Raw genomic sequence first — 18,902 nt, forward strand, 5'->3', positions numbered from 1 at the left:
ACTACAAATGTAAATTTATTTTTGAAAGAAGGAAATTATTCCAATAGTTTTTTGTTTACCCTGCTGCTGGCTATCCAGGAGGACAATAGTCCTAAAAGTGAGATAGTTCCTAGCGTCAGTAAAATGTTTTTAAAAGAAAAAACTACAGGATATGCTAAACTTGGCGTAATCATGAAAAGCTCATACTTTAACTGAAGAAGTATAACAATTGACCCTAAGAAAATACCAAGTAACCCGCCAATTATGCAAATTAAAAAACCTTGAGTCAGAAAAATAGAGCGTAGGTTTTGAATTGAAGTGCCTAAATTGAAAAGTGTTTTTAAGTTGGTTTTTTTGTCAATTATCATCATAATTAAAGCACCAATTAAGGTAAACAAAGTGACAATTAAAACCAAAGTTAGGATTAAATACAAAATCAAATTTTCTGTATTTAGCATGCGATATAAGGATTCATTGAGTTGGCCTCTGTTTTTTATGACAATATCAGCACCTAAAATAGTTTTCAAATTTTCTCTAATTTCAGATTCATTATGTTTTTCAGAGAGTTTAAATTCAATGTTTGTAATTTGATTGGATTTGAGTTCTAATAATTCCTGTGCAACTTCAAGGTCGCAAAAAACATATTTTTGATTTAAATCTTCATTTAAAAAATAAAAACCAATTGGATTTAATTGAATTTTGTTAAAAGCGTTATCAGGATTTTCAATTGCCCCTTTTCCGGGTCTTACCACAAAAGCTTCAAATACATTATTAAAATCAAACAATCCAACTGATAATTTTTGAGCAATTCCAGAGCCAATAACTACTTGATAGGAATCATGGTCTAACCATTCGCCTTGAAAAATGGTATTTTCAATACTTGTAACTCTCACAAAATTAGAATCAACACCTTTAATAAAAGCTAATTGATCCTTCCCATTAAAAGTAAACAAGGCTTTTTCCTCAATAATTTTGCTGAAATTTTGGATTCCTTTGATTTCGGATAGTTTTTTTTCTTGTTCTTCCGAGAGATAAAATGTTTTGCCTAAGTTACTTTCCACTTTCAGTTGTGGATCAAAATCATTTGAAAATGACAAGCTGAAGTCTTTTAACCCACTGAATACGGATAAAACTACAAACATTGCCATGGTTCCGGCAATTATTCCTAGAGAAGAAATTGCGGTAATAATATTGATAGCGTTGTTTTTACTAGCACTAAATAAGTATCTTTTAGCTATGTAAAAAGGAAATTTCAAGTTATGATTTTTTTCTTTTTTCTAACAAATCGCGGTTCATAACAGGATTTTCTTTCATCGAAAGTGCTTGGTCAATTTTTTCAATGTATTCAAGCGAATCGTCGATAAAAAAAGTCAAATTGGGAACTTTTCTAAGTTGCAGTTTTACACGTTGTGACAAATCGTGTTTAATTAATGGTGTGTTGGATTTGATGCTTTCCAATAATTCTTTGCCTTTTTCCGGAGGGAAGATGCTCAAATACACTTTTGCAACAGATAAATCAGTAGTCACACTTACTTTTGATACAGAAATCACCAAGTTTGTAATGCCATTTTTCCTGATTTCACCTTGCAAAATATCGACAAGGTCCTTCTGTAAAACACTTCCTATTTTTTTTTGTCTATTCGTTTCCATGGTGCAAAAATACAACATTTTAACTTTCAAAATATATATCTTTGCCTTTTCAAGTGTTACATCAGATGGAATTTGAATTTACAATTTTAAATAATGAGAAAAATAGAACATATTGGTATTGCTGTAAAAGATTTAGAAAAGTCAAACCAACTATTTGAAAAGCTTTTTGGAAATCCGCCTTATAAAGAAGAAGAAGTGGCAAGTGAAGGTGTAAAAACTTCTTTTTTTCTTAACGGACCAAATAAAATTGAATTGTTGGAGGCCACTCATTCTGAGAGTCCGATTGCAAAGTTTATTGAGAAAAAAGGAGAAGGTATTCACCATATCGCTTTTGATGTAGAAGACATAATTAGTGAAACAGAACGACTTAAAAACGAAGGTTTCATAGTATTGAATGAAATTCCCAAAAAAGGAGCAGATAATAAATTGGTTGTTTTTTTACATCCAAAATCTACAAATGGTGTATTAATTGAATTATGTCAAGAAATTCAACAATAATTTTGGAGTAAAACAAAAATAGTGGTAATATTGCAACCTCAAAACCGGTCCTATAGCTCAGTTGGTTAGAGCACCTGACTCATAATCAGGTGGTCCCTGGTTCGAGCCCAGGTGGGACCACAATAAGACCCTTTCTATACGAAAGGGTTTTTTTGTAAAAATGATGAAGAAAATAATTGCATTATAATAATGTTCATTTGCAACAAAAACTAAAACTAAATTCTAGTTTTGTATTTTAACTAATATCTTGTATAATTGAATCTATTTTGTAGTGGTTGTTCCTTTTTTTTTAGAATTTTCACTTTATTTGTGAAAAAATTTTGTTAAAGAGGGGATTTGTTTAGTTTTGTACTTTATGAGAATTGACCCTAAATATTTAATTGTGCTACTGTTCACATTTGTGAGTATGTCAGCATTGGCTGAAGATTTTTCACCACCACCACCACCAGGGCCACCAGGACCCCCTGGTTCGCCAATTGATACTTACTTAATTTTATTAGTTATTATTGCTATTCTCTTTGCCTTCTATAAATTGAATCTATTTAAAATAAACAAAAAATCTTCACAGTAAAAAAAAGATTTTTTCATTTAGAAAGCGAATGCAGCCTCGCCACATATTTTCCAATTACATCAAACTCTAGGTTAACTTGGTGTCCAACTTCAAAATTTTTAAAGTTGGTATGTTGGTAAGTGTAGGGGATGATAGCAACACTAAATTCATTAGCTTTCGAATTTACAACAGTTAAGCTCACTCCATTAACTGTTATGGAGCCTTTTTCAATAGTTATGTTGTTAAATGTTGGGTGGTATTCAAATGTAAACAACCAGCTTCCTTCCGTTTCTTTTATTGATTTACAAATTCCAATTTGATCCACATGACCTTGAACAATGTGTCCATCCAGTCGGTCTCCTAATTTCATGGCACGTTCCAAGTTAATTGTATCGCCTTTTTTCCACGTTCCAATGTTAGTTTTGTTAACGGTTTCTTTTATTGCTGTGACAGTATAAGTCTCATTTTCAATAGCTACAACAGTCAAGCAAATGCCATTATGAGCAACACTTTGGTCAATTTTTAATTCGGTTGTAATTGAGGAAGTAATTGTAAGATGAAGATTGTCTTCTTCTTTTTGTATATCTTTAATAATTCCAAGAGTTTCTATGATTCCTGTAAACATTTGCGTTTTATTTTCTTAAATTTGCACTTCAAAAGTAGCAATTATTATCCTTAAGACAATTATGAACAAAGCAGAAAATATACTGGTAGGAATTTCAATAGGAGATTTAAACGGAATTGGAAGCGAAGTTGTGCTCAAAACATTCGAAGACCCAAGAATGTTAGAGTTTTGTACGCCTGTTATTTTTGCGAATGTTAAGATGTTATCTTTTTTGCGAAAAAACTTTGAATCTACTGCTTTTTTACATGGGATAGATAGATTAGATCAAATTGTTCCAGGAAAAATCAATGTTTTTAATCTATGGAAAGACAGTTTTAATCTCGAATATGGTGTAGTAAATGATGTTGTAGGAAGTTATGCAATAAAGTCTTTTGTTGCAGCAACAAAAGCATTAAAAGAAGGCATGGTGGATGTTTTAGTTACTGCTCCAATTAATAAATACAACATTCAAACCCAAGATTTTAATTTTCCCGGCCATACTGATTATTTAAATCAGGAACTAGATGGTGATGCACTAATGTTGATGGTAAGTGATTCTCTGAGAATTGGTTTATTGACAGATCATATTCCGGTTACTGACGTGTCAAAGCATATTACTGAAAAATTGATTCGTCAGAAAATAAATACCATCAAACAAACATTAATTCAAGATTTTAAAATACGAAAACCTAAAATAGCCATGTTGGGATTAAATCCACATTGTGGTGATCATGGTGTGATTGGAAAAGAAGATGATGAAATTTTAAGACCAACACTCAATAAAATGTTTGAAGAAGGCACTTTTGTTTTTGGACCATATGCTGCAGACAGTTTTTTTGGCACCAAGTCACATGAAAAATTTGACGCTGTAATAGCGTGTTATCACGATCAGGGATTAATTCCATTTAAAACATTGTCTTTTGGAAGCGGAGTTAATTATACGGCTGGTTTGAATAAAGTAAGAACCTCACCGGATCACGGAACCGCATTTGAAATAGCCGGAAAAAACCAAGCAGATTTTACTTCATTTAAAGAGGCGGTTTATTTGGCAATTGACATTTATAAGTCACGTTTAGAGCATGCTCAAATTACTGAAAAACCATTGAAAGTAAAAGAAAAACAGTTTTAAACAAAAAAATGTTTATAACTGTATTGGATTTACGATAATTTTATATCTTTGCAAACCAAATTTTTGGGACAAATTGATGTTGAGATGAAAGTATCTAATGAATATTTAATTCCGTTTATCGGATTAAAGCTAGGAAAACACCAATTTGACTATCAAATAGATAAGACGTTCTTTGATCGCTTCGAATATGATGATTTTGAAAGTTGTGCTATTGAAACCTCTGTTGTTTTAGAAAAAAAAACAATGATGTTAGAGTTACACTTCAAGCATAAAGGAACTGTTCATGTTCCTTGTGATGTCACCGGAGAACCTTTTGATTTACCTATTAAGGGAAAAATTGATTTGGTTGTTCAGTTTGGAGACGCTTTTAATGATGAGAATGAAGAATTGTTGATTTTGCCACATGGCGAGCATCAAATAGACATTTCGCAATACATTTATGAAATGATTGTATTGTCCATTCCATTAAAAAGAGTGCATCCGGGAATAAAAGACGGAACATTACATTCTGAAGTAATTGAAAAATTAGAAGAATTGGCAGTCAAAGGAGAACAAGAAGAAAATAAAACAGAAGAAACAGATCCTCGTTGGGATCAATTAAAAAAACTATTAACGGATAAATAATATAGTAAAATGGCACATCCAAAGAGAAAAACCTCGAAAACCAGAAGAGACAAAAGAAGAACTCATTATAAAGCAACTGTTGCTCAGATTGCAACATGCCCAATTACCGGTGAAGCTCACTTGTATCACAGAGCGTATTGGCATGAAGGAAAAATGTACTACAGAGGTCAAGTTGTGATTGATAAATCAGAAGCTGTTGCATAAAAATTTCTTATAAAAATAAGACAAACTCTCACTATGTGAGAGTTTTTTGTTATGTCTATTTTTTATATAAAAATGCCTAAAAAACAATAAAACTTGGAATTTTTTTTGTAATTTCCACCTCTTTTCCTTGATTTTTGAAGAAAAGATAAACAAACACTATTTATGAGTAAAATAACAGCCGCCATAACCGCAGTTGGTTCTTATGTTCCGGATTTTGTATTGTCAAATCAAGTATTGGAAACCATGGTCGATACAAACGATGAATGGATTACTTCCAGAACCGGAATTAAAGAAAGAAGAATATTAAAAGAAGAAGGAAAAGGGACTTCTTATATGGCTATCAAAGCTGCTCAGAACCTTTTGGAAAAAAGCGGTATTGACCCTAAAGAAATTGACATGGTCATTATGGCAACAGCAACTCCTGATTTACCGGTTGCGGCAACAGGGGTTTTTGTAGCAACAGAAATTGGAGCAACCAATGCATTTGCATATGATTTGCAAGCTGCTTGTTCTAGTTTTTTATATGGCATGTCTACCGCTGCGGCTTATATTCAGTCCGGGCGTTATAAAAAAGTACTACTTATTGGAGCAGACAAAATGTCGTCCATTATTGATTATACCGATAGAGCAACCTGCATTATCTTTGGAGATGGTGCAGGTGCTGTTCTTTTTGAGCCTAACCAAGAAGGTTTAGGTTTGCAAGATGAATTTTTAAGAAGTGACGGCATTGGTCGTGAGTTTTTAAAAATTGACGCAGGCGGCTCCATACTTCCTCCATCTCAAGAAACTATTGATAAGAAGCAACATTCTGTTTTTCAAGATGGAAAAACGGTATTCAAATATGCCGTTTCCGGAATGGCTGATGTCAGTGAGAAAATTATGCAACGTAATAATTTGTCACATGATGATGTCAATTGGTTAATTGCTCACCAAGCAAACAAACGAATCATTGATGCTACAGCAAACCGAATGGGATTGGATGAAAGCAAAGTGTTGATAAACATTCAACGTTATGGAAACACAACTTCTGCAACATTACCTTTGTTGTTAAGTGATTTTGAACATAAACTAAAAAAAGGAGATAATTTAATATTTGCCGCTTTTGGCGGTGGATTTACCTGGGGTTCTATTTATCTTAAATGGGCATACGATAAAAATTAAACTAAACTAAACCAAAATATCATGGATATTAGAGAAATTCAAAACCTAATCAAATTTGTAGCAAAATCTGGTGCTACTGAAGTAAAATTAGAAATGGATGATTTTAAAATCACCATCAAAACTACAGAGGCCGGTGCAGCTGAGGCTTCTTATTTCCAACATTATCCTTCGGGACAACCAATGCAACAAATGGTTCAACAGCCGATTGCTCAAGCTCCTGCTCCAAGTGCCCCTGCAGCTCCTGTTGCCCCTGCGGCTGATGACAATTCAAAATATATTGTGATCAAATCACCAATGATTGGAACATTATACAGAAAACCTGCTCCTGATAAATCTCCTTTTGTTGAGGTGGGTGCATCAATCTCAAAAGGGGATACCGTTTGTGTAATTGAAGCAATGAAGTTATTCAATGAAATTGAATCAGAAGTTTCAGGAAAAATTGTGAAAATTCTTGTGGATGATATGTCTCCGGTTGAATTTGACCAACCTTTATTCCTAGTTGACCCATCTTAATTTTAGATTTTTTAGATTTTCAGACAAACAGCATTTTATTGAGGAAAAGTATCTGAAAATCAAACAATCAAATTATCTAATAATCTAAATAAATAAAGATGTTTAAAAAAATATTAATTGCCAACAGAGGAGAAATTGCACTTCGTGTAATTAGAACTTGCAAGGAAATGGGAATTAAAACTGTTGCGGTTTATTCAACAGCAGATGCCGAAAGTCTCCATGTTAAGTTTGCAGACGAAGCCGTTTGCATTGGTCCGCCTCCTAGTAACTTGTCTTACTTAAAAATGTCAAATATTATCGCTGCCGCAGAAATTACAAATGCAGATGCGATACATCCCGGATATGGTTTTTTATCTGAGAATGCTAAATTCTCAAAAATTTGCCAAGAACACGGTATAAAATTTATTGGTGCTTCTCCCGAAATGATTGATAGAATGGGAGATAAAGCTTCGGCTAAAGCAACCATGAAAGCTGCCGGAGTTCCATGTGTTCCAGGTTCTGAAGGATTGTTAGAATCATTTGAAGAAGCGGCCAAAATTGCCAAGGATATGGGCTACCCTGTAATGTTAAAAGCAACAGCAGGTGGTGGAGGAAAAGGAATGCGTGCCGTTTGGAAAGCTGATGAACTTCAAAAAGCTTGGGAAAGTGCCCGTCAAGAATCAGCTGCAGCTTTTGGAAACGATGGTATGTATATGGAAAAGTTGATTGAAGAGCCACGCCATATTGAAATTCAAGTGGTGGGTGATGCTTATGGAAAAGCGTGTCACCTTTCTGAAAGAGATTGTTCTGTGCAACGTCGTCATCAAAAATTAACAGAAGAAACGCCTTCTCCTTTTATGACTGACGAATTACGAAATAAAATGGGAGAAGCTGCTGTAAAAGCTGCTGAGTTTATCAAATATGAAGGTGCCGGAACTGTTGAGTTTTTAGTTGATAAGCATAGAAATTTCTATTTTATGGAAATGAATACTCGTATTCAAGTAGAACACCCAATAACGGAACAAGTGGTGGATTATGATTTGATTAGAGAGCAAATTCTTGTAGCTGCAGGTGTGCCAATTTCAGGTAAAAATTATTTTCCTCAACTTCATTCTATAGAATGTCGTATTAATGCGGAAGATCCTTATAACGAATTTAGACCATCACCAGGGAAAATTACGGTATTACACGCACCCGGAGGTCATGGAGTTCGTTTAGATACTCACGTGTATGCGGGTTATACGATTCCACCAAACTACGATTCCATGATTGCTAAGTTGATTACAACAGCTCAAACAAGAGAAGAAGCTATCAACAAAATGAAGCGTGCTTTGGATGAATTTTATATTGAAGGAATTAAAACTACCATTCCGTTTCACCGTCAATTAATGGAAGAACCGGATTATGTTGCGGGTAACTATACAACTAAATTTATGGAAAGTTTTAAGATGAACGATCCGGAATAAATTAGAATTAATTTTTATTACAATGAGCTCGATTTACTTATCGGGCTCATTTTTTTTATCTATTTTTCAATGGTATATCATTTTAAGTGTGTAAAAAATAATGATTTGGGTAAATTTTACTCAATTTTAATAGTTATAAATTTTTATATAGTATTATTTTTCAGATAGTTATAATATAGGCATGTGACTTGCTTAGACATAAATGTAAATTCTCTATAAAATTCATTTTCTGAATTATAAACAATCAAATTAGGAGAATTTAAAGGATAAAAAAAAGTCAACTTATAAAAATACTATTGATGGAGAATAAAAATCTAAATTCAACAAAATCCTACTCTTTAAAAAAGGAGAATAGAGCAAATGAACAAAATTTATATAGTTTTATTTTACCTGTTTACAGTAAATCATTACACCAAGTTTTGACAATTGGATATTATAGAATTCAAGATTATTTCACTAACAAAAATCAATCAAAAGTTGGTTCGCTTAATGGAGTGGTATTAATCAGCACTTTTCTAGTTATGATAGGTGCGGCTTTTTTGGTATATCAATTACAGCCTAGTTTTGAACAATTTAATTTAGATCGAATGAATTCCACTTTTGGAATGACTTTTTTGGTGTTATCAATTACTTTGTTGGCTTACAAGGCTTGTTTTTTTCTATTCAAAATATACTTATATCTCCGATATAAATCAATTGCATCGGTTTCTGACGAAGAATTACCTACTTGTACCATTATTGTTCCTGCATACAATGAAGGGAAACTAGTTTGGGAAACCTTAAAAAGTATTGCTAACAGTGATTACCCGGAAGAAAAATTACAAATTTTGGCAATTGATGATGGAAGTAAAGACGACACATGGTATTGGATGCAACAAGCTAAGTTGCAATTAGGTGATCGTGTAACTATTTTTCAGCAGCCTGAAAATAAAGGTAAAAGGCATGCTCTTTACCGTGGTTTTAATCTTGGTACTGGCGATGTTTTTGTAACAATAGATAGTGATTCCATTGTAAAAACGGATACGTTACGAAATTTAGTGAGTCCATTTGTTACCAATGTAAATTGTGGTGCTGTTGCAGGTAATGTGAGAGTGCTAAACAATGAAAAAGCTATGTTGCCAAAAATGCTAAATGTTAGTTTTGTAATGAGTTTCGAGTTTGTTCGTGCTGCAGAAAGCATGTTAGGGTCGGTACTTTGTACTCCGGGAGCTTTAGCGGCCTACAGAAGAGATGCGGTTTTCAATTGTCTTCCTGAATGGATAAACCAAACATTTATGGGACAGCCTTCAGATATTGGTGAAGACCGAGCTATGACCAACATGATTTTGAAACAAGGACATCATGTTTTGTTTCAAAGAAATGCATACGTTTTGACCAATGTGCCTGAACAATACAAAGGGTTGTATAAAATGTTTATCCGATGGGGTAGAAGTAATGTTCGCGAGAACATCATGATGGCAAAATATGTTTTTACAAATTTTAGAGAAGGTTCAAAAGCAGGATCACGGTTACTATTCTTTAATCAATCGTTAAACATCATCATGACCTATCCGTTTTTACTGTTCATGTTGTTTTTTATTGTAACACATCCGCTGTTATTTTTAAGTTCTACATTGGCTAGTATATTGATTATATCCTCTTTTCCGGTATTGTTTTACGCAAAAAGATATAATTTATCGGAATCTATTTGGGCTTATACCTACAGTATTTTGTACACTTTTGGTTTATTTTGGATAACGCCTTATGCAATTGCAACAGCAGCTAAAAGCGGTTGGTTAACACGAGAATTACCGGCTAATTAATAGACATCACAATTGTTTTTTAAATATCAAAAAAAAAAAAAATTAGTTGAATAAAATTGGTTTTGTTACTTATGTAGCTGAGTTTCCCAAAAACTTAGCTACATTAAAAAAGAGGTCTAGGGGTGACCTCTTTTTTTATTTAATTATTTTTTAAGAGAATTTTCAATAGAATCACTTATTTTAGCTAAAACCAAAGTTTAACTAATGAAGAAGATTTTATTGATTGAAGATGACGTTGCTTTTTGTAAAATGGTGAGCAATTTTCTATTTAAAAATGACTATGCTGTTTCCACCGCCTTTTCTGCAAGCGAAGCCAAAACCCTTGCCAATGCCTCTGATTTCGATTTGATTATGTGCGATTTGCGTTTGCCTGATAGTGACGGCATTGATCTTATGGTAGAATTGAAGTCAAAAAAGCCGAATGTTCCTGTGGTTTTAATGACCGGTTATGCGGATGTTACTACTGCGGTAAAAGCTATGAAAAAAGGAGCTTTTGATTATATTTCAAAACCTTTTGTTCCGGAAGAAGTTTTGTTGGTTCTATCGAATGCACTTTCTAAAAAAGAAGAGAAAATAAATTCAAAGTTAGTGTCAACTCCAAAATCAACAGTTCCAAAAAGCAATTTTGTTAGTGGAATCAGTGCTGTTTCAAAGGCAATGAACAATCACATTCAGTTGGTAAGTCCAACCAATTTATCCGTTTTAATAATTGGTGATAGTGGAACAGGAAAAGAAGTTGTAGCAAAAGAAATACATAATTTAAGCCAGCGAAAAAATGCTCCTTTTATTGCTGTAGATTGTGGTGCAATTCCAAAAGAATTGGCAACAAGCGAGTTTTTTGGCCATTTAAAAGGATCATTTACCGGAGCCGTGACAGATAAAATTGGTCATTTTGAATCCGCTAATGGGGGTACATTATTTTTGGATGAAGTGGGCAATCTAACTTATGAAAATCAAATCCAGTTATTGCGTGCTTTACAGGAGCGAAAAATTAAAAAGATTGGAAGCAGTACAGAAGTTGACGTAGATATCCGGGTGATTGCTGCCACAAACGAAGACTTAAAAGAAGCGGTTAAAAATGGAAGTTTCAGAGAAGATTTATACCACAGATTAAACGAATTTTCTATTACCGTACCAACTTTAAACGAGCGGAAGCAAGATTTATTGATGTATGCAGATTTCTTTTTAGAAAAAGCAAATGAGCAGTTAAACAAAAATGTAATTGGTTTTTCTCCCGAAGTAATTCGTATTTTTCAAGCCTATTCTTGGCCGGGAAATCTAAGAGAATTACAAAATATTATTCGTCGTTCAACACTTTTAACACAAGGGAATTTAATTGAAAAAGAAGTAATTCCTTCTGATTTTTTTGAAGTAGAAAATCAAGCTAAGTCGGTTTTTTCTAAGTCTGAAAATGAAAAAGAGATGATTATTAAAGCATTAAACTTATGTAATGGGAATAAATCTGAAGCAGCAAAAATGCTAGAGATTAATAGAAAAACACTTTATAATAAATTGAAATTGTACCAGTTAGAAGATTAATTCTTTTTGAAGAAGTGCAGCTAATAGTATTGCTTTTTCTTTTATCTTATTGAGAATTATTTTCATTTGATCATCTGACAGAGCTGTTTTTTCACATTCCTCTAATTGTTCCAATAACGGAATGATTTCTTTAGCTTCTAACTGTTTTGTCATGGGTAGCATTCTGTGAGAAATTGCTGCTATGTTTTTTTTGTCTGAATTTAAGAGTGATTCTTCAATAATAGCAATATTGGAAGTAGTGTTTTCTATGAATGCTTTTACAACTTCTGTAATAGCGGGTTCATCATTATCTAACATTGATTTCAAATTTTTCAAATTATATTCTTTTGATACAATTTCAGAATTTTCAACAGAATCATTTTTAGCAGCGATATTTATTTTTAAAATAGTACTCAAAACAGCTAATAATTCTTCAGATCGATACGGTTTATGTAGGACGGATGAAAAACCTTTTTCTAAGTAAATATTTTTGTTCATATCTCTTTGTCCCGTAATTGCAACAACAGGAATTTCTTTCGGAATTTGATTAAGCAATTCAAAACCACTCATTTTAGGCATTTGAATATCGGTGATAATTGCGTCGTAATCTTCTGTTTTTAAAGAATTAATTAGTCGTTCAGGGTCATCAAAAGAGATAACGCTAAAATTATAAATTTTTAAAAATTCAGTGGTTAATTGTAATAGAGCGTTGTCATCATCTACTACTGCAATGTTGATTTTTTTGTTTTCTTTTTCTAATAAAATAGGAATTTCTTTTTTGTTTTCAGTCATTAATGCAGGCAAAGTTAATGTGAAGGTGCTTCCTTTGTTTACTTCGCTTTCTACCGTTAAATTTCCTCTTAAAATTTCTGCTAATTTTTTGCAAATGGTCAACCCTAAGCCGGTGCCGCCATATTTCTTTTCAATTGATTTATCGGCTTGGGTAAACTCGTTAAAAATTAAGTTGAGTTTGCTACTCTCTATCCCAATTCCAGTATCTTCAACAATTATTTTTAGCTGATTTTCAGTGTAAATTGCCTTGATTTTAATATATCCTTTTTCGGTAAATTTATAGGCGTTTCCGATGAGGTTACTTAAAATCTGTCTGATTCGCAAAGCATCACTTTCTAGTGATAAATTGGCTATGGAATCCAATTCAAATTTTAGCGAAATGGGTTTGGATGTATGTAATGTTTGTATACTTTCAGCTACTTCAACAATTAATTTATCTAATTCAAAAGAAGTGTTTTCCAGTTCAATTTTGCCGGCTTCAATTTTAGAAAAATCCAATAAATCATTCACTAATTGGTTGATGTAAATTGATGAACTTTTAATATTTGATAAGTAATAATTTTGCTTTTCAGAAACACCGCCAATACTTATTAGTTCGCTAAATCCTTGAATGGTATTCAACGGGGTTTTTAAATCATGACTCACTGTAGCAATAAGTTGTTCACGAGCGGTTAAAAGCGATTCTGTTTTCTTTTTTTCAATTTCCAATTGTTTTCTATAGCGTTGGTTTTTAAGAAAGTCGCTTGTAATTAAAAGAAAAAACAAACCCGTCATTACCAATCCAATAATTGCTGCGGTGGTTAAGATGGAAACAGTTTTTTGTTGGGCTTTTTCTCTGGTTAAATTGTTTAAATTGGCTTTTTTGATAACATCCGATTCAAATTCTACTAGTATTTCATTCAACTTTTGAGAAATAAACAAATCATTGCGGAGTAGTTCAATTTCTTTATTTTTTTGAGAAGCTGTCTTGGCTTGACTGTTTACACGAACATTTTCGAGTATTTTTTTGGAAGAAACTAAAATGGAATCAATTTCTTTATCGGTTAAGGTGCTTGCTGATTCTTTGGGAACATTTGCATTCAGATAATCAACATATTCTTGATACACCCTTCGTTCATATGGCGTGAGTTTTGTTGGGTCAACATTCAACCCTTCCAATGTAATTTTACCCATCGACTCTTCAATTCGGGTCAAATCACTTAAAGCGTTATCTATAGTGAAATAAGTGTTTTGTGATTTATTTATTTTTTTTAATTCTTCAATGTTTGACACTTTTTGATCCAGAATTATTTTTAAACTATCTAATAAAACAACCTGTTTTTCATTGTCTATTTTAAGTCCAAACGAATCAATTTCAGTAATTAATAGTTTATTTTCTTCTCCATATAATTCAAAATCTTTTTCGAGATTGCTTTGTATGGCTACACGGCCTAAATTATCTACATCATAGATTTTCGATATCAAAGTTCCCAAACGAATGAGTTTTTGGTTTTCCTCAACCGATTGATTTTCGTAGTTTGAAAAAAGCTTATTTTCTTTGAACAACATAAATCCTACTGCAATTACTAAAGTAGCAATGAGTAAGTAACTTACTAAAACTTTAAGTGGAATAAAACTAGATTTTGCAGCCATTCTCAAAGATAAAAAGAATGAAATATTTATTTCTTTAGGATTTGTTAAAAATGAAAAATCCCGAATTGCTTCGGGATTAATTTTATAAAGTTTCTTTCAACCAACCAAAAAATTCTCTTTGCCAAACTATTGCATTTTGAGGCTTTAGTACCCAGTGGTTTTCTTCTGGGAAGAGTATAAATCGACTCTTAATTCCTTGCAATTGTGCCGCTTGAAACGCTTCTTGCCCTTGACCAATTGGCACGCGGTAATCTTTTCCTCCTTGAATAACTAAAATAGGAGTGTCCCATTTGTTCACCATTGAAATCGGATTAAATTGGTTGTACGATTTTTGTGCGGCTGCATTGTCTTTCTCCCAATAAGCACCACCAATATCCCAGTTGGTGAAGAAAACTTCTTCGGTAGTTCCATACATACTTTCCAAATTGAAAACACCACAATGTGAAATAAATGATTTGAATCGTTTGTTGTGGATTCCTGCCAAGTAAAACACAGAATAACCGCCATAACTTGCTCCAACGGCACCTAGTCTTGTTTTGTCAACATAGGATTCTTTTGCTACATCATCAATGGCTGAAAGATAGTCGTCCATCACTTGACCGCCCCAATCTTTACTGATTTGCTCATTCCATTCCACGCCATGACCGGGCATTCCTCTTCGGTTTGGTGCAACTACAACATAACCTTGTGAGGCCATCAAACTAAAATTCCATCGAAAGGAATAAAATTGTGAAAGAGCTCCTTGTGGTCCGCCTTGGCAGTATAACAAAGTTGGATATTTTTTAGTTTTATCAAAGTTGGGAGGAAGAATTACCCACACTAACATTTTTTTGCCGTCTGTGGTGGTTACAAATCTCTTTTCAAAAGTTGGCAAAGCTAATTTGCTATATATTTCATCGTTTACTTTAGTCAATTGAAGCCAAGCTTTTTTCTTAAAATCATAGGAGAAAATTTCTTTTGCATGATTCATATCGGTTCTGCCAACAATAATTTTATCGCCTGAAATACCAAAAATGTCTGTTACATCAAAATCACCTGATGTAATTTGACGAACAGTGATGGCAATTCTGGTTAATCCCGGAAAATTAACTTCAAACAATTGTTTGGTTCCATCAACAGGGGCTAAAAAATAAACTTTCTTTCCGTCAGCACTCCAAGTAAAGCTATCTACGGTTCCATCCCAATTGGCGGTTAAATTCATATCCATTTCTTTGAAACGAACAATAATGTCATTTTTATCCGCTTCAAAACCATCTTGTTTCATTTGTAACCAAGAAAGTTCTCCGTTTGGTGAAATGGTAGGATGTGTGTCATAACCTAAATTACCCTCGGTTAAATTTTTGGTTGTTTTTGTTTCTAAATTATATTCATATAAATCAGTATTTGTTGAAATTGCATAAGCAGTTCCTGATTTCTTTTTGCTTACATAAATGATACTTTTCCCGTCTTTTGACCATACATAATCTTCATCGCCACCAAAAGGTCTTTGAGGTGAATCATAAGGCTCGTCTTTCATGATGTCAAAAAAGGAATCGTCTTTATTCACCTCCGAAAAGCCAACATGGTTATGTTTTCCTTCATTCCAACTATCCCAATGACGATAATTTAATCCGTTGTATACTTGAACGTCTGATTTGTCTAATTCCGGATAAAAATCTTTACCGTGGATTTTTTCAATTTTCACTTCTTTGTGCGAAAGAATATATTTTCCGTTAGGGGAAACATTTTTATCATTTAAAAGTTCTTTGATTTCTGTAATTTCTGTCGGAACACCACCATTTAAAGAAATGCTATATGTTTTAGAATTTGATTTGTTTTCTGTTACTGAAGGTGTAGCAACTTTATAAAGTATGCTTTTTCCGTCTTTAGAAATTCCTAGAGGAGAGACTCTTCCTAGTTCCCATAATTTTTCAGGGGTTAATACATTTTGAGCAGTTAATGACGTAATACTCATAGTGATTGCTAAAGTTAAAATGGCTATTTTCATTTGATTCGATTTTGAATCTATAAATATACAATTCTACTTTTTTTCTAATTGAATTTTGACAAAAAAAAAACAGACGCTCATATATGAGATACACCAAGCATTATTATGCCGGTTCTCAAAGAGTAGCTTCACAGACAGGTGATACGTATGCCGACAATCATTTTGCTGCCCGACCCGAGACTTCTAAATCCTCGTCTGAATTTGATTCGAAGCACCAAAAGCAGCAACTTTTAAAGGACATGCTTATGTATGCAGAGAAAACGGGTCAGGAATTGCCAAAATTTAAGGAGAAAGGTACTATCTTGTCGCCGGATTCCGACTCAAGTGCCAAAAGCAGTAATCTGGTCTCTGAACTCTATTTTTATCATCCGGACCATTTAGGTACGAGTACTTATGTTACCGACGGGCAAGGTTTCGCTTATCAATTTTTCTTAAATTTGCCTTTTGGAGAGACGATGGTAGAGCAACACTCTTACTCCAACGATTTTGATAATCGTTATAAGTTTAATGGGAAAGAGTTGGATGTTGAGACGGGATTGTATTATTATGGGGCTAGGTACTACAACCCACAGTTGAGTATATGGTTGAGTGTGGATCCGTTGGCGGAGAAGTTTCCTGCGTGGTCGCCATATAGTGCATTTTATAATAATCCGATATTTTATGTTGACCCAGATGGAAGAGAAAATATACCTGCATTAATATGGGCAGCTAAAAATATGGCAAATAAAGGAATACCATTCAATATTTGGTATGGAGGAGATGGGGGTTGGACATATAAGGCAGGAACTGTACCAACAGGAACGGTATGTTATGAAAGTTGTTGGACTTCTTATATGAATGGAGCTGATGCTTCGGTTATGACTACACTTAAATCAGGTTTTTCAACAAAAGGAGGAGGATTTAAAGGACGTTCACACGAAACAGGAGGAATGAATTGGTTTAAATCAGGAGATGGAACTGATAGGCAGTTTGTTTCAGATATATCACAAGGAGAGCTTGGGGATATTGTATTTATGGGGGAAGTTGGAGATATGAGGGGTCACGCTGTATTATTGGCAAGTGAGATTACAAAAGGTTCAGTTGAAATAAATGGTAAATCAGTTGAAACAATGACTTTTTATTCACTTAGTACAAGTTCAGATTCAGACTCAGGTAGTTTTGGGGGAAGAGAATTTTCATTTCAGAATGTTGGAGGTAAATGGTTACTTAATGGAGACGGATATGAATTTAGAGGCTATGGACAAATGAAAAATGTTACAACCACTGATGAACAAAGACAAGAAGTAACAAAATTAATTGAAGAAGTTAAAAAAGGTAATTAAATATGAAACGATTATTTCTTTTTTTGCCTTTGTTTTTCTTGTGTTGTCAACACTTAACAGGGCAAACATTTAGTTCAGAAGAAAGAAAAACTGAGGTAGAAAATATTCTGAACACAGTAATAAACAGTACTTATTTTGATAGTATTTATAATCAAAAGCGAGTTTATTTTTTGGCAAATGAGTTATTAACGGAAAATATAACTTTAACCCTGAAAAGAAATAAGTGCAAGGTTAAAATTTTAAATAAAAATCAAACAAGGAAAGTCAAACAATATGTTGTTCTTGGAGATTTTACTTTAGATTGGAATAATCCTATCGTTGTAAGGGTTCAACTGTCTGTATTTCCTAAAACATTAAATATGCGACTTGAAAAGAAAAAAGGTATATGGGAAATTGTTGACTATATGTTTTTTGAAGAATAACAGAAAGCCCGAGCAATCGGGCTTTTTCTTTTACAGCATATTCAGTTTAGTAGTCTTAATAAAATTATCTACGGTCAGTAAAAGACATTCTTTGTCTTTGTGGCAAGTTTTCAATCTCTGCCATACGCTTAAACATTACAGGGTCTTTATAAACGTTTTGGCTTTCTGTCTTGCCCAAAAGCTGATGTGGTATCTAAAACTTCTGCGAGCTTCTTAATCACATCTACAGTCGGTTTTACTTCGTCACGTTCTTTTATAAGAATTTGTTTAATCGAGTTCTTAAATTAGGAGATGTGTAAGAGAACACAAAAATAGTAGCTAAAAATCAGCCAGTAGGCTATCCATAAATTTTGATCTTTATTCTTTGCTCAAATAAGTTTCGATGAAATTTCTTTAGCCCCGATTCTCGAAGTGTTCTCTTCTAAAAAGCACGTTGCTCTCTGAATGTCTCTGACTTCTGAGCAAATTAATTATTCCAATTTAATTAGATTCTGGAAAAGTAAAAAATGGTAAATGGATTTGTTATGAGAAATCAGATTATACAAACATTGCCCAAACTACCCCTACCATCCAGAACAAGATAACTTGTAATTTTATCCCTCTTGCCCACAATCTGTTCAAATCAATCTCTAAAAATAGTTTGATTATTATTTCCGTAATTTCTAGCACTGCTATATTTTCAACTTAATTTTCAAAGATCGAAATTTAATTTTTTACGCTCACGAGTGAGATTTTGGCAGTAGAGCACATGTTGATAAATTAGAATCTGAAACAAGTTCAGATTGACAATGTTAAATAAAAAACAGACTACCGTTTCCGATAGTCTGTTTTTAGCATTTAGTTGTTTTGGTATTTTATTTCTTTACAATCAAGAACTCACTTCTTCTGTTAAGAGCGTGTTGTTCTTCGGTACAATTTTCACCACAATCTACTTTAGGTTCGCTTTCGCCTAAACCTTTTGCGGAGATTCTGTCTTTTGCAATTCCTTTAGAGATAATGTATTGAGCTGTTGCTTGAGCTCTTCTTTCAGATAAACTCATGTTGTAGCTGTCGCTTCCTCTGTTGTCAGT

The 18,902-nt window shown here is 33.3% G+C and carries 17 protein-coding genes and 1 tRNA gene; 12 read left to right on the forward strand and 6 right to left on the reverse strand.

Features of this window, described 5'->3' with window-relative positions:
* Positions 1-35: 35 nt before the first annotated feature.
* Together B3L86_RS03450 and rbfA are read right to left on the reverse strand one after the other, a co-directional pair.
* Positions 36-1,235 carry an ABC transporter permease gene (locus B3L86_RS03450; RefSeq protein WP_291115053.1) on the reverse strand — a complete coding sequence of 400 codons (1,200 nt, stop codon included), beginning with the start codon at positions 1,233-1,235 and terminating at the stop codon, positions 36-38.
* Position 1,236: 1 nt separating this feature from the next.
* Positions 1,237-1,629 (reverse strand): 30S ribosome-binding factor RbfA, encoded by a 393-nt coding sequence (gene rbfA, locus B3L86_RS03455; protein ID WP_188361363.1) that lies wholly within the window; start codon positions 1,627-1,629, stop codon positions 1,237-1,239.
* A gap of 93 nt (positions 1,630-1,722) precedes the next feature.
* On the opposite strand from rbfA, the gene mce reads away from it, so the two are divergent.
* Together mce and B3L86_RS03465 are read left to right on the forward strand one after the other, a co-directional pair.
* Positions 1,723-2,127: a methylmalonyl-CoA epimerase gene (gene mce, locus B3L86_RS03460; protein WP_291115056.1), complete on the forward strand. Its 405-nt coding sequence runs from the start codon at positions 1,723-1,725 to the stop codon at positions 2,125-2,127.
* A gap of 46 nt (positions 2,128-2,173) precedes the next feature.
* Positions 2,174-2,247 (forward strand) — tRNA-Ile (locus B3L86_RS03465).
* 464 nt (positions 2,248-2,711) lie between these two features.
* On the opposite strand, the gene B3L86_RS03470 is transcribed toward B3L86_RS03465, so the two are convergent.
* Positions 2,712-3,302, reverse strand: coding sequence for a riboflavin synthase (locus tag B3L86_RS03470; RefSeq protein ID WP_291115058.1), 591 nt, complete (start codon positions 3,300-3,302; stop codon positions 2,712-2,714).
* A 61-nt stretch (positions 3,303-3,363) separates the two neighbouring features.
* Between B3L86_RS03470 and pdxA the strand changes: the two genes are divergently transcribed.
* The 8 genes from pdxA (at position 3,364) to B3L86_RS03510 (ending at position 11,698) form a co-directional block, all read left to right on the forward strand.
* Complete coding sequence (gene pdxA, locus B3L86_RS03475; protein WP_291115060.1) at positions 3,364-4,410, forward strand: 4-hydroxythreonine-4-phosphate dehydrogenase PdxA; 1,047 nt, start codon at positions 3,364-3,366, stop codon at positions 4,408-4,410.
* An 84-nt stretch (positions 4,411-4,494) separates the two neighbouring features.
* The gene (locus tag B3L86_RS03480; RefSeq protein ID WP_291115062.1) at positions 4,495-5,034 is read left to right on the forward strand and encodes a YceD family protein; all 540 of its coding nucleotides are present in this window, start codon (positions 4,495-4,497) and stop codon (positions 5,032-5,034) included.
* Positions 5,035-5,043: 9 nt separating this feature from the next.
* Positions 5,044-5,238 carry a 50S ribosomal protein L32 gene (rpmF, locus tag B3L86_RS03485; protein WP_008465217.1) on the forward strand — a complete coding sequence of 65 codons (195 nt, stop codon included), beginning with the start codon at positions 5,044-5,046 and terminating at the stop codon, positions 5,236-5,238.
* Positions 5,239-5,400: 162 nt separating this feature from the next.
* Entirely contained in the window at positions 5,401-6,399 is a 999-nt protein-coding gene (locus B3L86_RS03490; protein WP_291115064.1) for a beta-ketoacyl-ACP synthase III, read from the forward strand.
* Between the two features lie 21 nt (positions 6,400-6,420).
* Positions 6,421-6,912: an acetyl-CoA carboxylase biotin carboxyl carrier protein gene (gene accB / locus B3L86_RS03495; protein WP_291115066.1), complete on the forward strand. Its 492-nt coding sequence runs from the start codon at positions 6,421-6,423 to the stop codon at positions 6,910-6,912.
* A gap of 98 nt (positions 6,913-7,010) precedes the next feature.
* Complete coding sequence (gene accC, locus B3L86_RS03500) at positions 7,011-8,357, forward strand: acetyl-CoA carboxylase biotin carboxylase subunit (protein ID WP_291115068.1); 1,347 nt, start codon at positions 7,011-7,013, stop codon at positions 8,355-8,357.
* A gap of 299 nt (positions 8,358-8,656) precedes the next feature.
* A complete protein-coding gene (locus B3L86_RS03505) occupies positions 8,657-10,159 on the forward strand; it encodes a glycosyltransferase (RefSeq protein ID WP_291115070.1) in 1,503 nt (500 codons plus the stop codon).
* 204 nt (positions 10,160-10,363) lie between these two features.
* Positions 10,364-11,698: a sigma-54-dependent transcriptional regulator gene (locus tag B3L86_RS03510; RefSeq protein ID WP_291115072.1), complete on the forward strand. Its 1,335-nt coding sequence runs from the start codon at positions 10,364-10,366 to the stop codon at positions 11,696-11,698.
* Here the strand turns inward: B3L86_RS03510 and B3L86_RS03515 are convergent.
* Both B3L86_RS03515 and B3L86_RS03520 read right to left on the reverse strand, forming a co-directional pair.
* A complete protein-coding gene (locus B3L86_RS03515) occupies positions 11,687-14,101 on the reverse strand; it encodes a hybrid sensor histidine kinase/response regulator (protein WP_291115074.1) in 2,415 nt (804 codons plus the stop codon). The genes B3L86_RS03510 and B3L86_RS03515 overlap by 12 nt on opposite strands.
* Positions 14,102-14,183: 82 nt before the next feature.
* Positions 14,184-16,088 (reverse strand): S9 family peptidase, encoded by a 1,905-nt coding sequence (locus tag B3L86_RS03520; RefSeq protein ID WP_291115076.1) that lies wholly within the window; start codon positions 16,086-16,088, stop codon positions 14,184-14,186.
* A gap of 83 nt (positions 16,089-16,171) precedes the next feature.
* On the opposite strand from B3L86_RS03520, the gene B3L86_RS03525 reads away from it, so the two are divergent.
* Both B3L86_RS03525 and B3L86_RS03530 read left to right on the forward strand, forming a co-directional pair.
* Positions 16,172-17,410 (forward strand): RHS repeat domain-containing protein, encoded by a 1,239-nt coding sequence (locus B3L86_RS03525; protein WP_291115078.1) that lies wholly within the window; start codon positions 16,172-16,174, stop codon positions 17,408-17,410.
* A gap of 2 nt (positions 17,411-17,412) precedes the next feature.
* Complete coding sequence (locus B3L86_RS03530; RefSeq protein WP_291115080.1) at positions 17,413-17,832, forward strand: hypothetical protein; 420 nt, start codon at positions 17,413-17,415, stop codon at positions 17,830-17,832.
* Between the two features lie 854 nt (positions 17,833-18,686).
* On the opposite strand, the gene B3L86_RS03535 is transcribed toward B3L86_RS03530, so the two are convergent.
* On the reverse strand, positions 18,687-18,902 hold a 216-nt coding region (locus tag B3L86_RS03535; protein WP_291115082.1), incomplete at its 5' end, for an OmpA family protein.

The sequence above is a fragment of the Flavobacterium sp. UBA6135 genome, assembly GCF_002428305.1.
Classification (GTDB): Bacteria; Bacteroidota; Bacteroidia; order Flavobacteriales; family Flavobacteriaceae; genus Flavobacterium.

Bases quoted from the DNA above. Each gene is read 5' to 3' on its own strand.
- rbfA (WP_188361363.1), bottom strand. From the start codon at position 1,629: ATGGAAACGAATAGACAAAAAAAAATAGGAAGTGTTTTACAGAAGGAC.
- mce (WP_291115056.1), top strand. From the start codon at position 1,723: ATGAGAAAAATAGAACATATTGGTATTGCTGTAAAAGATTTAGAAAAG.
- B3L86_RS03470 (WP_291115058.1), bottom strand. From the start codon at position 3,302: ATGTTTACAGGAATCATAGAAACTCTTGGAATTATTAAAGATATACAA.
- pdxA (WP_291115060.1), top strand. From the start codon at position 3,364: ATGAACAAAGCAGAAAATATACTGGTAGGAATTTCAATAGGAGATTTA.
- B3L86_RS03480 (WP_291115062.1), top strand. From the start codon at position 4,495: ATGAAAGTATCTAATGAATATTTAATTCCGTTTATCGGATTAAAGCTA.
- rpmF (WP_008465217.1), top strand. From the start codon at position 5,044: ATGGCACATCCAAAGAGAAAAACCTCGAAAACCAGAAGAGACAAAAGA.
- B3L86_RS03490 (WP_291115064.1), top strand. From the start codon at position 5,401: ATGAGTAAAATAACAGCCGCCATAACCGCAGTTGGTTCTTATGTTCCG.
- accB (WP_291115066.1), top strand. From the start codon at position 6,421: ATGGATATTAGAGAAATTCAAAACCTAATCAAATTTGTAGCAAAATCT.
- accC (WP_291115068.1), top strand. From the start codon at position 7,011: ATGTTTAAAAAAATATTAATTGCCAACAGAGGAGAAATTGCACTTCGT.
- B3L86_RS03505 (WP_291115070.1), top strand. From the start codon at position 8,657: ATGGAGAATAAAAATCTAAATTCAACAAAATCCTACTCTTTAAAAAAG.
- B3L86_RS03510 (WP_291115072.1), top strand. From the start codon at position 10,364: ATGAAGAAGATTTTATTGATTGAAGATGACGTTGCTTTTTGTAAAATG.
- B3L86_RS03515 (WP_291115074.1), bottom strand. From the start codon at position 14,101: ATGGCTGCAAAATCTAGTTTTATTCCACTTAAAGTTTTAGTAAGTTAC.
- B3L86_RS03520 (WP_291115076.1), bottom strand. From the start codon at position 16,088: ATGAAAATAGCCATTTTAACTTTAGCAATCACTATGAGTATTACGTCA.
- B3L86_RS03525 (WP_291115078.1), top strand. From the start codon at position 16,172: ATGAGATACACCAAGCATTATTATGCCGGTTCTCAAAGAGTAGCTTCA.
- B3L86_RS03530 (WP_291115080.1), top strand. From the start codon at position 17,413: ATGAAACGATTATTTCTTTTTTTGCCTTTGTTTTTCTTGTGTTGTCAA.